This is a genomic window from Streptomyces sp. NPDC001750 (assembly GCF_042892615.1).
Lineage (GTDB): Bacteria > Actinomycetota > Actinomycetes > Streptomycetales > Streptomycetaceae > Streptomyces.
In genome coordinates this window covers 44,312-57,159 of the sequence record NZ_JBIAUE010000036.1, presented here as the reverse complement: position 1 = coordinate 57,159, position 12,848 = coordinate 44,312, and the positions used below count along the sequence as shown (strand labels likewise).

Here is a 12,848-nt window from a genome sequence, read left to right as displayed (position 1 = left end):
GGGTTCGGGGACGTCCTCCCAACGCAGTCGCCTGAGTTCATCCAGCATGAGTCGTCGCATGAGAGGAGTGTCGCTAGAACGTTCTTTCCAGTCAACTGCTACAGTGCTCAGGCAATCCCCCATGCACCGCTGATCGATTCGACCAAGCGAAGGCAGACCTTTGGGTGACAACACCGCGCTCCTGTTCATCTCCGATGAACACACCCCCTCTCCTCCTCGCGCCGCCGAAGCCGCCGTCACATGCACCGGCTCGGCTGCCGACCCGGCTCGAGCAGCAGACCTCGTCGCGCAGTGGTATCCCGATGAACGTTTGGAGCCGATTCAGGGCCGGCCCTTGGGCTCCGTGCTCTGCCCGCGAATCGGCGCCGTCTATGCGGGACGCTTCGACGGGATCGACATCATCTGCGATCGGCAGCTGACGGTCGCCAGGCCGTCGTCGCTGACTGGCTGGGTCCGCAGCGCAGCAGGAGATCGACGCGTGGTGTTGCACCTCATGCGCAGCGTCGTGGATCAGTTTGCCTTCGCTGTCTGGCAGGGCGGCGAACTTGAACGCTCGCTGAGCCTCTCGCCGAACAACGGCGTCGTGGAAAGTATCGGCGATCCAATGCCGTTCGAGGCGCCCTACTGGAGGGGAAGCCACCCCGTCACTCCAGACTTCGACGGCGCTGAGCGGTATCCGCTTCCGTTCCACCCCCTCAGCCTCGGCGAACGAGCGCTTCACGCCTTAGCGGGGTTCATTCCGGTGGGCCGGGTCGACCCCGGCGACATCGATGCGGAGGATGTTCCGATGCGCGGCTTCCGGCGGGTTCTGAAGGAAACCTGACTTCCTCCCTCTCGTGAACGAGGGGATTCCTACAGCTTGCGCCATGGGGTTTCTGCTTCCTCGCCGACTGCCCGTCCGGAGGTCTTCGTTGAGGTCCTACACCAGCTCCACAGAAAGTCACCGCCAGCCCGGCGGCCAGAGGGTTCTTCGCTGCGTTCACGTCCCGGTCGTGGGTCGTTCCGCCGCCGCACGTCCGGGTACGGACGTGCGGCGGCATCTTCTGGGCGAAGGTGCCGCAAGCGGAGCGCAGCTTGGACGAGGGGAACCAATGGTCGACGGCGATCATCTCGCGTCCGTACCAAGCAGCCTTGTACTCCAGCATGGAGCGGAACTCGCCCCAGCTCGCGTCCGAGACGGCTCGGTCGACCGTGTGGTTCCTGACCATGTCGCGCACGGACGGTCTCGCCCCCTCAGCGAGCGGCCAAGACCCCACGATGTCCAGCGGTTCGGTCATTTTCGCCAGGGCCAGCTCCCTGTTCACGGAAGCGGAACCCTCTGGTGGTGTACTCCGCCGACTTCCGCGACTTCTAACGTGACTTGACGTGCGGGTACTCCGCCCGCCTGCCGAAGAAATTGGTGAACGCGGTCTGCAGGTGCCGCAGCGTCTGCTGGAGCGGCACCGACGAGACCTGGTTGAGGAACGTCAGTTCCTCGGTCCTCTTCCATGCCGTCAGCGTCGCCGATATCGCGTTGTAGTTGACCCGCTCCTGCCGCACCCGCGCCTCCGCGCGGGCGGCGAGCGCCAGGTTGCAGACCTTCCGCACGCAACCGGACGTGCGTGACAGCTCGGCCGCCTACGCATCAGTTGGATAGAAGCGGTACTTGAACACCCGCTTCACACGGCTCGCGGTCGCACTCACAAACTAGAGGCGCTGCGAGTCAAGGCCAAATCCGCAGGCCACAGCACGGCCCTTCGCCCCGGAGCGACACTCCGCTTCATGCCCTGCTCCACAGGAGTCCGTTTCCTCTCCGCCCTGAAAGGCGGAGTGTCCAAGGAGGAATCCGATGATGACCTTAGGAACCACAAGCGGCGACGGTTCCATCATGATCAGCGTCCGCGGTGAGGCGACGCTGGAGGTGGACCCCGAGCTCTGCGAGTTCGTAGTCACCGTCATGACACGCGACAAGGAACATTCCACGGCTGTCGAGAAGCTGATCGAGCGCAAGAACGATCTGGTGGATGACCTCAAATCCACATATGGCGAAGCGCTGGAGAAGATCGAGAGCGGAATTATCTGCGTCGTTCCCGAACACAAGGGCAGCCGCGACGATAAGATCCGCTCCCGCCTCGGCTCGACGCGCGTGCAGGTGGTCGTCAAAGACCTCAGCTGTGTAGGCGAGATGATCACCCGCATTGCAAACGCCGAGATGCGGATAGTCGACGGACCATTTTGGAGCTTGCGCCGTGATTCGGCCTTCCACCGGCAAGCCCGCAGGGAAGCCGTCAGCGAAGCCATGGTGAGGGCAAGCGAATACGCGGAGGCAACAGGGACGCGCATCACCGGCCTGATCGAACTCACCGATGCCGGCCTGATTTCCGACGGAAGGAGTTCACACGTCCCCGGTGTCGCCTACGCAGCGAAGGCCGGCTCCATCCGGGGTGGGGCCGCTTATGGGTCAAGCTCTTCGATTGCGCTGATACCGGAGCGACAAATAGTCTACGCATCGGTGGAGGCGCGATTTTCCGCGGTCCTGGTCCTTGCTGGACCCGGAACACCGATCACGCCGTGTCCATCAGGCCCGCCTTCCTGAATGACTGAGTCTCTTTCAATCTCAAGTTGAGGCGTGATGAAGGGCGACGGTGGCCTTCACGATTTGGTGATCCGGTTGGAACTGCAGCGGAGTGTACGCAGGAGGCTCCAGGGCTTCAGGGTGGTTGTGGCGTGCTCGCCTATGCTTTGTCCGCTCAGCACTTCACATCCGCGTCGACGAGGGCATCGATGATGCCGTAAGTCCGTGCGGCGGTCAGGTTGTGGGGTCGAGCCTGGTAGTGCGGGCGAGGCCCACAACAGGCGTCTGAACGGGTCGGTGAGGACTTGAACGTTCATGCCGTGGCGTTTGCGCTTCCCGGAGTAGTGCGGGGTGTCTGCGGCAATCCGGTCGGATCGGCAGCAAGGTGCCGCCCAGGACGACGAACGCCTTCGTCCGCGTGGTCTTCATCGCTCCGGCCGAGGTCGGCACGAGGGCGGCCAGGACGCCGACGGCCTCGTGTACGTAGCGATGGCCGTCGCGACACTGATGCGGAGCAGCTGCGGCTGGGCATAGGTTGCGTACGTCCGAGGATCTGATGGTGCGGGCCCGGGGCGACGTCATCGAGAAGCCGGCTTCGTCCTCGAAGACGACCCAGGCGCCACATGCCGCCGCGAGGCTTTTACCCGCGACCACACGTCCTTCTTCCGCAGCTCCACCACGTGCTCGTCACGCTCGAGTGCTCTGCGGGCCGGTGCCTGCCAGGACCAGCCGTGCCGTTCGAGCAGCCGCCACACCGTCGCCACCGACAGGCTCACCCGCAGCCGCCGGCGGATTACCGCCTGGACCGGGGCCAGAGTCCAGCGTTCGTCTTCAAAGCCGTGAGCTGCAGGTCCTTTCCCGAGTTCTTCCTCGAGTACGGCGAACCGGGAATGGCTGACGGTCGGGGAGTTCGCCGGACCTGCAGAGCGCAGGCCCTCCAGTCCGCCCTTGCGCCAGGCACGGCGCCGGCGTTCCACGGACCGCACACTCGCCCGCAGGTCCCTCGCAATTGCCGCGGTCTTCTCACCCGCCGCGAACCTCTCACCCGCCGCGAACCTCTCGCCGGCCTGAAGCCGGATCGCCTCACGAAACGCCCGACGCTCAGCGGTCAGGCCCCCACCCTCCGGATACCTCACCCCACCGGCATACCACAGGGATCACGAACCATCACTCCCCGACAACAACCCGAAAACCTCAGTAGCACGCTCCGAGTTCATGTTCGGCCCGCTGCCGCAGCTTCTTTTTGTCCGGCTTGCCGGCATCGGTCAGGGGCAGTGCGTCGATGAAGTCGATGGCAGCCGGTTCGTACATCGCGCCACGTTCGTCGCGGACCAGGTCACGCAGCTGCTGTTCGTCGATTCCGCTGCCGGGAACGGGGACGACGGCGGCGTGCACTCGCTCCATGCGATCGGCGTCACGGACGCCGAAGACGGCGCTTTGCAGCACGTGCGGGTGGGAGTTGAGCGTGTTCTCCAGCTCGGTGGTGTACACATGGCCGCCGACCACAACGATCATGTCCTTGAGCCGGTCGACGACCGTCAAGTAGCCTTCGGCGTCGAGGAATCCGATGTCGCCGGTGTGCAGCCAGCCGTGCCGAAGCACCTCGGCGGTCAGCTCGGGCTGCTTCCAGTACTCCTTCATGAGTGTGGCGGAGCGAACGCAGATCTCGCCGTGCTCGCCCGTTGGCAGGTCACGCCCGGCCTCGTCACGGATCGCCACCTCGACCCCGGGCAGCACCATTCCCGCCGAGCGCAGCCGGTCCGGTCGCTGCGGATCGTGGTCCTCGGGCGTGAGCGCGCTGATTCCGCCCGTCTCGTTCTGGCCGTAGAACTGGAGCAGTACAGGGCCGAAGCGCCGTATGGCGTCGGCTATGCGGGCGGGCGAGGACGGGCAGCCCCCGTACGCGATGCTGCGCAGCGTGGAGGTGTCACGGACGTCCGAATCCGGGTGGTCCATCAGCTGGTAGAGCAGGGGCGGCAGAAGGAAGAGGTGACTGATGCGCTGTTTTTCGATGGCACGGAGAACGTCAGCGGGGTCGAACTCGTCGAGCAGGACGACGCGGCCGCCGGCCCGGAGAACGGCGTCAGTGATCATTCCGGCGGTGTGGGCGAGGGTGGTGGACACCAGCAGCCGGGGCGGCTCCTCCGCGGGGTCGGCCGTGAACGGCCGCACCTGCTCATAAGTGGTGCAGATGCCCTTGGGGTGGCCGGTGGTGCCGCCCGTGTGGCGGATGGTGCACACATCGTGCGGCCGCGCCCGGCTCTGCAGCGGCTTGGGGGAGTGCTCGGCCGCCAGCTCCAGCAGGTCCGTTCCCACCTTCGTGGGGCCGAGCACGAGAACGGTCGGAACCGGGGCCGACTCGGCTATCTCCATGGCCCGTTGCAGGCAGCGGGGATCGACGATCAGGGCACGGGTCTCGACATCGCGGACTATGGCGGCCTGGGACTCGGCCGAGAGCTTGTTGTAAAGGTGATTGACCCTGCAGCCGATCAGGTTGGCCGCGTAGCGCGCCGCGACCGTCTCCGGCAGGTTGCCGCACAGCAGCGTGACGGTGTCTGCGCGGTCGATGCCCTGGGCGCGCAGCGCCCGTGCCATCCGGTAGACGAGATCGCGGAACTCACCTGCGGTGACCCAGCGCTCCTGATGCAAAAGGATTGCGCGCCCAGAGTCGCTCGCTAACGCGGCGAGGTTCTCCTCGACGTATGTGCGGAAGGTCTGGGTGGCTGTTGACATGTTCGATTCCTCCTGGCGGGCGACACGCGGTCCAGCGAGCCGCCGCGGCATGGATTTGGTTGTTAACCGACGGGTTGGCCGGTAGCCAGGTCCCACACCCGCCCGGTCTCTTCGTTGCTGCCGGTGACGGCGGCCGGGCGGTTGTTCGCCATCGCTGTTGCCACCGCGGCGTGGTGACCTTCGAAGTCCGCTACCGCCGGTGGGACGGTGTGGTTGAGTCGGCCCCTCTTGGGGCGGCGAGGATCCTTGGCCCCGCATCGGGCTGCACGGCGGGCGTTGGAGCCGAAGCGCGGTACCCCGATCGCCACCCGGTTCTTGGCGTTGCCGTGGAAGAGGCGGATGCGGGCCGGGTGAGGATCAGGGACCGAGCAGCGGAAGGCGTCGCCCTACGTCGGCAATCGTTGGGCACTACAGACCGAGCGCACTATCTCCGGTCTCGCGGCGTGCTGCTTCGCTGAGCATGTCTTGCTCACGTGCGCGTCGTGTGAGCAGCCACGGCGTCGATGATTGCGGGCCAGAGTTCTCGTGGTCGGTCGTGGCCCATGTCGGCGAGCAGGATCAGTTCCGCGCCGGGCACGAGTTCGGCTGTTCGCTTCCCTCCGCTCGGGTCGATGAGGGTGTCGTCGAGGCCGTGGATCACGAGGGTCGGGACGGTGAGGGAGGTAAGTGCTTCGGCGCGCGATCCTCCGAGGATCATCGCTCCGAGCTGACGGCCTGTGCCCGCTGGGTAGTACGCGCGGTCGTAGCTACGGGCGGCGAGTTCTCGGATGCCGTCGATATCGGTGTAACGCCGGGACGCCCAGATGGCTTCTTTCTCGGATGCGTTGATGTATCCGGCACGGTCTGCGGGCTTGGGGCTGAACAGCACCTGCTGGGCTGCGGGACTGGGTTGTCCGTATTCGGACTCGCCGGTGGAGGACATCATCGAGGTCAGGGTGACGCACCGCTCAGGGTGGGTGATCGCCATGGTCTGAGCGATCATCCCGCCCATCGACGAGCCGAAAATGTGGGCGCGAGTGATCCCCATGGCGGTGAGCAGGCCCAGGCCGTCGTCGGCCATGTCCTGCAGCGTGTAGGGGATCATCGCTTGAGCAGCGGGGATTTCGCCGGCGCTCACTGCCTCGATGAACCGCGTCATGTCGACCGGATGGGCGTCGAACTTGGTGGACAGGCCGCTGTCGCGGTTGTCGTAGCGGATCACGTAGCGCCCTCGCGCGGCGAGCATGTGACAGAAATCCTCGTGCCAGGAGATCATCTGGGCTCCGAAGCCCATGACCAGCAGGACGGGCGGATCGGCAGCCTCGCCGAAGGTGTCGTAGGCGATGGAAGCCCCAGAAGGGACGTCGGCGATGGGCATGGATGCTCCTATGGATGTCAAGCGGCTTCAGTGAGGTCGCTTTGGGTGGTTTGCCGGTTGGTAGTTCGGTGGTCGAGGGATCGCATGAGGATGCGGTAGACCTCGCGTGCGAGGCGGCTCCTCCGAGCGGATCGACAAATCCCAAACAAGACAGTCGAGACGTCGGTCAGTCCGTGAGTCAGACCCGTCGGAGAAGCCACGTCACATCCTCACTGTCAGTCCTCGTGAACGTGGTGTTGGTCGCGGCGCCCTTGTGGATGGGGGCGTTTGATCTTTACGTCGTCCAAGCAGGTCGTGGTGGTTCTCAGGTGCTTGAACGGGATCTTCTCGGATGTCAGATAGTCGATTGCCATGACTTCGGCCGCCACTGCGGCGAGGTCGTCGGCCTCGACAGCGGTGTCCGCGTCGGCTTCGATGCGACAGCGGAACGTGAATCTGGTCAGGGTCGGTGTATACGTGAAGGTTCCGTCCTCGGTGAAGGCCGCGAACTGCAGGTCATGTTCGTGCTGCTCGTCGAGCAGTCGTGTGCGGAGCGGCTGTTCGAGCTCATCGAACCGGCCTGTCACCTGAGCTCTGTACGTTCTTACTGTCATGTATGCCATACCTCGGTGAGTTGCTGTGTGGCTGCATTGTTCGTTCTGCTGCCTGGTTGCGGGATGGAAGTGAACGGCGCGGGCGCCTGCGCTGTGCGCCGATCTCCGGGTGTGTCGATACGGCCTGCGTCCGTTCGCGGTGGCCGACAACCACCATCCCGTGTGTCCGGCGGAGCGTCTCGGTCACTGCCCTTGGCCGTTGAAGAACGGTGCCATCGTGAATCCCATCCCACTCCCAGCGGACCCAGGGCAGTTGCCATCGAGGCGATCTCCTGATGCTGTCGCCGGCCAGGTGCGTGAGTGCGAAGCCACCGGAGCCGGCCGTGGTCATCGCCTCGCCGAGGAACATCAGTCGGCGATCGAGTCGAAGCTGACCGTAACCATCAAGATCTCCGACTGTGTCAGGCTCAGGCGGAGCGGGCCTCGGTCAGTTCCTTCGGCTGCGGCTGGCCGGAGGAGCCGGCCGGGGCGAGCGGCCGGGAGCGGCCGAGCAGCACGGCGACCAGGACGGCGGTGGCGGCGAGCGCGCCCGCGCCGCTGAGCACGGCGACGTGTATGCCGTCGAGGAAGGCGCCGTCCACCGCCGCCTGGACCGGCCCGGGCAGTGCGGGCACCGTACCGGCGGACCCGTAGGACGCGCCGGCCGGGGCGTCCGCGATCGAGCCGAGAGCCTCCGGCGGGACACCGAGGCCGCGCAGGGCGGAGGTCAGCGAGTCGCTCATCCGGTTGGTCAGGACGGCGCCGAGCACGGCGATCCCGAGTACGCCGCCGAGCTCGCGCAGGGTGTTGATGGTTGCCGAGGCCATCCCCATCTGCGCCGGGGAGACCCGCTGCATCACTCCGATCGACACCGGAGTGAAGGTCATGCCCATCCCCAGGCCCATCGCGAACAGCGTCCACACGTAGGCCACGTAGTGGGCGTTGTCGCCGTACAGCGACAGGCCCCCGAGGCCCACCGCGCACAGTGCCAGGCCGAGCACCAGTGGCAGCCGCGGACCGTACACGGCGGTCAGCCGGCCGGCCAGTGGTGCGGCGATCACCAGCATCGCGGTCATCGGCAGCCCCGCGTAGCCCGCGGCGGCCGGGGACCAGCCGAGCACGCCCTGCATCATCAGCGGCAGGAAGAACGACGCGCCGAACATCCCGAAACTGACCATGAACCCGCTGAGCATCGCGCCGACGAGCGGGCCGTCACAGAACAGCCTCAGCTCCAGCATCGGCTCGGCGAGACGCAGTTCGAGCAGCAGGAAGGCGACCAGCAGCACAGCGGCCGCGGCTCCGCAGCCCAGCACCTGGGTGTCGACCCAGCCCCGGGAGGGGCCCTCGATCAGTGCGTAGACCAGCAGGGCCAGGCCGGCGGCGGACAGCGCGAGGCCGGCCAGGTCGATCCGGCGCGGTCGCGCGGCGATGTCCGGCAGGACGCGGGCGGCCAGCAGCAGTCCGGCCACGCCGATGGGCACGTTGATCCAGAACACACTGGCCCAGCCGAGGTGTTCGACCATCGGGCCGCCGAGCACCGGGCCGACCGACAGACCGAGCGCGGAGACCCCGGACCAGGTGCCGATCGCCTTGGCGCGCTCGCGCTCGTCGGTGAAGACGTGCCGCAGCAGGGTGAGACTGCCGGGGGTGAGCAGCGCGGCCCCGACGCCCTGGAGCATCCGGGCACCGACCAGCACGCCGATCGACCCGGCCAGGGCGGCCACTGCGGAGCCGACCGTGAACAGGCCGAGGCCGAGCCGGAACACCCGGGTGCGACCGTAGCGGTCGCCGAGCGCGCCACCGGTCAGCACCAGAGCGGCGTAGACCAGGCTGTAGCCCTCGACGACCCATTGCAGGCCGCTGATCCCGGCGTCCAGGTCCTGCCCGATTCGGGGCAGGGCGTTGTTGACGATGACGTTGTCCACCATGGACATGAACATGGTGATGCAGAGCGTGAGCAACGCGAGCCGCTTGCGGCGTGGACTCAACTCCTCCATGGATTCCCTCCTGACTCCCAGGCCCCTAACGGCGTTAGGGGCGCTTTCGGCAGTCACAGATTGCATCTAACGGTGTTAGATTGCAAATGGGATTCCCGGTATCCCGCACGACACCGCTAGGAGGCGTCCACACAGCCATGCCGGAGAACGACAGCGCCGCACCGGCGAACAATGACGGAACACCCGCCGTGACCAGGGAAGCCCTCGCACAGGCGGCACTATGCGTACTGGAACGGGACGGCCTGGCCGGACTGTCGATGCGCAAGGTCGCCGCCGAGGTCGGCGTCAAGGCGGCCTCGCTGTACTGGCACGTCCGCAACAAGGAGGAATTGCTCGACCTGCTCAACGACGCCATCATGGCCTCGGCCGAGCCGCCGCCCCGCGAGGGCGACTGGCGGGCCCAACTGAGCGGCTACTGCTGGCGCTACCGTCGACTGCTGAACGACAACCGCGATGCCGTCAAGATCATCGCCGGCCGCTTCGCCCCGGGTCCGCACCAGTTCCAGCTGCTCGAGGACCAGCTGGACCGGCTGCGCGCAGCCGGGTTCTCCGATGAGCACGCCGCCCTGGCCTCCTACCTGCTCAGCTCCTTCGTTCAGGGCTTCGTGCTGCAGGAGCAGTCGCCGATGTCGGCCGCCCACTCCGGCGGCGCCAGCCGCCTGGACGTCGTCGCCGAGGTCCGGGACCGCTTCCGCGCCCTGCCCGTCGGCGTCTTCCCCAACCTGGTCGAGCTGGCCAGGGACCTCACCGAGCCAAACTTCGACGCCCGCTTCAGGTTCTGCGTCGAGCGCATCCTGGACGGCCTGGAGGCCCTGCTGCCACAGGACCGGCACTGACGGCACTGACGGCTCTGACGGCTCTGACGGTGAGGAGACTCGCCCGGCACCCGGCCGCACGTTCCCGGAGGCGTCACCGATGATCGAGCCGTATTGCTCCGAAGACGGGGTTTTCGCGGCTTTCGGTGCTGGTCGTCGAGGATGTGGCGGACAGCGGCGACGCGGTGGTGGTCTCGGCCCGGACCCGGGACGTGGCGGTGCCGTGTCCGGTGTGCGGGACGCCGACGGCGAAGGTGCACGGATATCACCGCCGAACGGTCAGGGACGTGCCGATCGACGGCCGCCAGGTCGTCGTCCACCTGCGCGTACGGCGGCTGGCCTGTCCGGCCCTGGGCTGCTGGCGGCAGACCTTCTGCGAGCAGATTCCAGGACTGCTGGTCACCAACGCCGTCCGCTACGCGGGCGGCCCGATCGTCCTACGCCTCATCCACGGCAACGTGCTGATCTGCGAGGTGTCCGATCCCAGCAACACCCAGCCACGGCTGTGCCGGGCCCGTTGGACCGACGAGGGAGGCCGCGGCCTGTACCTCGTGGCTCAGCTCACCACCCGCTGGGGCAGTCGTTACGGCCAGCGGGGCAAGACCACACGAGTGGATCGTGGAAAGCGACATCAGAGCCTGCTTCGAGGAGATCTCGCACGCCGCTCTCGTGGAGCGGGTGCGGGCACGCATGGGGGATATACGCGTTCTGGCCCTGGTGAAGGCGTTTCTCGGGGCGGGCGTCCTCAGCGAGGACGGCCGCCATCATGGCGAAGGTCAAGACACTGTGCCGGGAGGTCGGCACGAACCAGCCGCTCGACGCCCTGCTCGCCCGGATCAACCCGGCGGTGCGGGGCTGGTGCCTACTTCCGGCCCGGGGGTGTCCTTCGCGGCCTTCTCCTACCTGCGCAACTACATGTGGCACACGGTCTGGAGAAGGGTACAGCGCGAGCCCCCCAAGACGGGCCGGAGGAAGATCTTCCGCCGCTACTGCGGCCGTAGATCATGGTGGACCGGTTGGCCTACTCCAACCCTGGGGCAACCAAGCCGGTAAACCCCACGGACTTGGGGAGAGTCCTGTTCGCTCAACTTGGTCACGGGCGTGGGTGCGGCCCGGGATCAGTACGAGCGCGGCGCTTGTTGATCACGAGGGTGTCTGGTGCTGCATCGGACAGCACTCGCACTGCCGCGGGTCCGGCTGTTCTGTGTGGTCGACGACCTCCGCAGGATCAGAGTTCAGCGGGCGGCAGGCCGAGGTGGTCGTGCCATGCCCGGCGGCCGGTGGGCGTCACGAGGAGGGCGCGGGTCGTGCCGATGCGCGTCATCCATCCGGTGGCGAGTGCGTGGGCGCACAGGGCGGCACCCACGGCGCCGGCCAGGTGGGGGCGGCGCTCGGTCCAGTCGAGGCACGCGCGCACCGGTGGTCGGCGTGAGCCGGCAGGCACCGTGATACCGGTCTCGGCAAGCCAGAGGGCGCACTTGCCGGTCAGGCCCGGCTCGGGACCCCACTCCAGCATTCCGCGCTCGACCATCGCGTCGGTGATCGCCAGCGCGACGGCTCCAGCCAGGTGGTCGTAGCACAGCCGCGCACGGGCCAGTGCCTGCTGCCGACCGGAGGCCGCCAGCGAACGTGGTCGGGCGATGCGCTGCGGGGCCAGCGCGGCAAGGCTCTCGATCAGCTCGACCACCCGGCGGTCGGCCACCCGTACATAGCGGTGGCGTCCGTGCCGCTCCTCGACGAGGAGTCCGCCGTTCACGAGCAGGTTCAGATGCGAGGTCGCGGTGGACGGTGCGATGCCGGCATAACGCGCGAGCTCGTTCGCCGTCCACGCCCGCCCGTCGAGCAATGCCAGGCAGAAGGCGGCCCGGGTGCCGTCGGCCAGCAGTCTGGCCACGCCCGCCAGGTCTACACCCACGTCCTGACCCGCGCGCTGAATGTCCACGGTGCTCATTGTCGCCGACGTCTCTTCGACGGCCGTCGAAGCGTCCCCGTCCTAGCGTCGGCACGTGCCTGGGGCTCACGGCCCCTGCACCTGCATCCGCCCCGCGAGGCCACACCGCCTCCGCTCACCTAACTGGAGCACCCATGACCGCGTCACCCCCTCCCGGACTCCCAACGGACCTCGTGGTCACCGACGCCCCCGTCCCGGCGGACATCGCGGTGATTTCCGACGCGCTGGACCGCTTCAACATCGAGAACACGGGAATCGCGGACCGTACTCCGCTCGCCGTCCTGGTCCGTGATCCCGAGACGTGCCAGGTGGTCGGCGGACTGACCGGGCGGACCTCGCTCGGGTTGTTCTTCCTCGACCTCTTCTACCTGCCGCCCCGGCTGCGTGGCGGCGGGCTGGGAACAGAGATTCTTCAGCAGGCCGAGACCGAGGCCCACGCCCGCGGCTGCCGCACGGCCGTGCTCTACACGATCACCTTCCAGGCCCCGGGCTTCTACCGGAAACATGGATGGAAGCGTCTGGGAGAGGTGCCCTGCCAGCCGCCGGGCACCAGCCGCGTCTTCATGACCAAAGAACTCACCGCACCGGCCGGCGAACCAGTTCGGTCCGGGTAAGGTCGCCGTGCTCGTTGCACCATCATCTTTCCCGTCCGCTCTGCCCCCGCCGGTCACACCGGTACCGCGACTCGGCCTGCCGTACGAGGGGGCAGCCAAAGTGAGCCCCTCTCGATCACCGCGATCGCCAGGCTTCTCGAGGTGAGCCCGGTGACGCTGTACGACCACATCCGACCTGCGCGAATTCTGCTCCAGTCGCATCCCTGCCCAGCTCGACGGCGGCGCCCGGTGAGCCCCGACAAAAGATCGCCGCCC

11 protein-coding genes and 2 pseudogenes are annotated in these 12,848 nt (G+C 67.1%); 5 read left to right on the top strand and 8 right to left on the bottom strand.

The features are described from left to right. Nucleotides 1–160 precede the first annotated feature (160 nt). Nucleotides 161–823: a DUF6928 family protein gene (locus ACFYY6_RS34120; RefSeq protein ID WP_389197192.1), complete on the top strand. Its 663-nt coding sequence runs from the start codon at nucleotides 161–163 to the stop codon at nucleotides 821–823. A gap of 49 nt (nucleotides 824–872) precedes the next feature. On the opposite strand, the pseudogene ACFYY6_RS34115 reads toward ACFYY6_RS34120, so the two are convergent. Then, nucleotides 873–1,608 (bottom strand): annotated as a pseudogene (locus tag ACFYY6_RS34115) (RNA-guided endonuclease InsQ/TnpB family protein); the annotation flags it as partial. 220 nt (nucleotides 1,609–1,828) lie between these two features. On the opposite strand from ACFYY6_RS34115, the gene ACFYY6_RS34110 reads away from it, so the two are divergent. Further along, nucleotides 1,829–2,575 (top strand): SIMPL domain-containing protein, encoded by a 747-nt coding sequence (locus ACFYY6_RS34110; RefSeq protein WP_389197190.1) that lies wholly within the window; start codon nucleotides 1,829–1,831, stop codon nucleotides 2,573–2,575. 21 nt (nucleotides 2,576–2,596) lie between these two features. Here ACFYY6_RS34110 and ACFYY6_RS34105 read toward each other — a convergent pair. The 6 genes and pseudogenes from ACFYY6_RS34105 to ACFYY6_RS34080 form a co-directional block, all read right to left on the bottom strand. Then, nucleotides 2,597–3,046, bottom strand: a pseudogene (locus ACFYY6_RS34105) (transposase family protein); the annotation flags it as partial. Between the two features lie 86 nt (nucleotides 3,047–3,132). Next, nucleotides 3,133–3,690 (bottom strand): winged helix-turn-helix domain-containing protein, encoded by a 558-nt coding sequence (locus tag ACFYY6_RS34100; RefSeq protein ID WP_389197188.1) that lies wholly within the window; start codon nucleotides 3,688–3,690, stop codon nucleotides 3,133–3,135. Nucleotides 3,691–3,748: 58 nt separating this feature from the next. Then, entirely contained in the window at nucleotides 3,749–5,287 is a 1,539-nt protein-coding gene (locus ACFYY6_RS34095; RefSeq protein WP_389197186.1) for an AMP-binding protein, read from the bottom strand. Nucleotides 5,288–5,756: 469 nt separating this feature from the next. Beyond that, nucleotides 5,757–6,644: an alpha/beta fold hydrolase gene (locus ACFYY6_RS34090; protein ID WP_389197184.1), complete on the bottom strand. Its 888-nt coding sequence runs from the start codon at nucleotides 6,642–6,644 to the stop codon at nucleotides 5,757–5,759. A gap of 215 nt (nucleotides 6,645–6,859) precedes the next feature. Then, nucleotides 6,860–7,237 carry a DUF6204 family protein gene (locus ACFYY6_RS34085; RefSeq protein WP_388653748.1) on the bottom strand — a complete coding sequence of 126 codons (378 nt, stop codon included), beginning with the start codon at nucleotides 7,235–7,237 and terminating at the stop codon, nucleotides 6,860–6,862. A gap of 407 nt (nucleotides 7,238–7,644) precedes the next feature. Then, complete coding sequence (locus tag ACFYY6_RS34080) at nucleotides 7,645–9,213, bottom strand: MFS transporter (RefSeq protein WP_389197182.1); 1,569 nt, start codon at nucleotides 9,211–9,213, stop codon at nucleotides 7,645–7,647. Between the two features lie 137 nt (nucleotides 9,214–9,350). Between ACFYY6_RS34080 and ACFYY6_RS34075 the strand changes: the two genes are divergently transcribed. Next, a complete protein-coding gene (locus ACFYY6_RS34075) occupies nucleotides 9,351–10,049 on the top strand; it encodes a TetR/AcrR family transcriptional regulator (RefSeq protein ID WP_351525685.1) in 699 nt (232 codons plus the stop codon). Nucleotides 10,050–10,141: 92 nt separating this feature from the next. After that, complete coding sequence (locus tag ACFYY6_RS34070) at nucleotides 10,142–11,029, top strand: transposase family protein (protein WP_389197198.1); 888 nt, start codon at nucleotides 10,142–10,144, stop codon at nucleotides 11,027–11,029. Nucleotides 11,030–11,256: 227 nt separating this feature from the next. Here ACFYY6_RS34070 and ACFYY6_RS34065 read toward each other — a convergent pair whose 3' ends face one another. Beyond that, on the bottom strand, nucleotides 11,257–11,979 hold the full coding sequence (locus ACFYY6_RS34065; RefSeq protein ID WP_389197180.1) for an ArsR/SmtB family transcription factor: 723 nt from the start codon (nucleotides 11,977–11,979) through the stop codon (nucleotides 11,257–11,259). Nucleotides 11,980–12,113: 134 nt separating this feature from the next. Between ACFYY6_RS34065 and ACFYY6_RS34060 the strand changes: the two genes are divergently transcribed. Then, nucleotides 12,114–12,593: a GNAT family N-acetyltransferase gene (locus ACFYY6_RS34060; protein ID WP_351525683.1), complete on the top strand. Its 480-nt coding sequence runs from the start codon at nucleotides 12,114–12,116 to the stop codon at nucleotides 12,591–12,593. Nucleotides 12,594–12,848: the final 255 nt, after the last annotated feature.

What these genes read in the sequence shown, in the direction of transcription:
- ACFYY6_RS34080 (WP_389197182.1), bottom strand. Translation starts at nt 9,213, where the DNA reads ATGGAGGAGTTGAGTCCACGCCGCAAGCGGCTCGCGTTGCTCACGCTC.
- ACFYY6_RS34090 (WP_389197184.1), bottom strand. Translation starts at nt 6,644, where the DNA reads ATGCCCATCGCCGACGTCCCTTCTGGGGCTTCCATCGCCTACGACACC.
- ACFYY6_RS34085 (WP_388653748.1), bottom strand. Translation starts at nt 7,237, where the DNA reads ATGACAGTAAGAACGTACAGAGCTCAGGTGACAGGCCGGTTCGATGAG.
- ACFYY6_RS34065 (WP_389197180.1), bottom strand. Translation starts at nt 11,979, where the DNA reads ATGAGCACCGTGGACATTCAGCGCGCGGGTCAGGACGTGGGTGTAGAC.
- ACFYY6_RS34095 (WP_389197186.1), bottom strand. Translation starts at nt 5,287, where the DNA reads ATGTCAACAGCCACCCAGACCTTCCGCACATACGTCGAGGAGAACCTC.
- ACFYY6_RS34075 (WP_351525685.1), top strand. Translation starts at nt 9,351, where the DNA reads ATGCCGGAGAACGACAGCGCCGCACCGGCGAACAATGACGGAACACCC.
- ACFYY6_RS34110 (WP_389197190.1), top strand. Translation starts at nt 1,829, where the DNA reads ATGATGACCTTAGGAACCACAAGCGGCGACGGTTCCATCATGATCAGC.
- ACFYY6_RS34060 (WP_351525683.1), top strand. Translation starts at nt 12,114, where the DNA reads ATGACCGCGTCACCCCCTCCCGGACTCCCAACGGACCTCGTGGTCACC.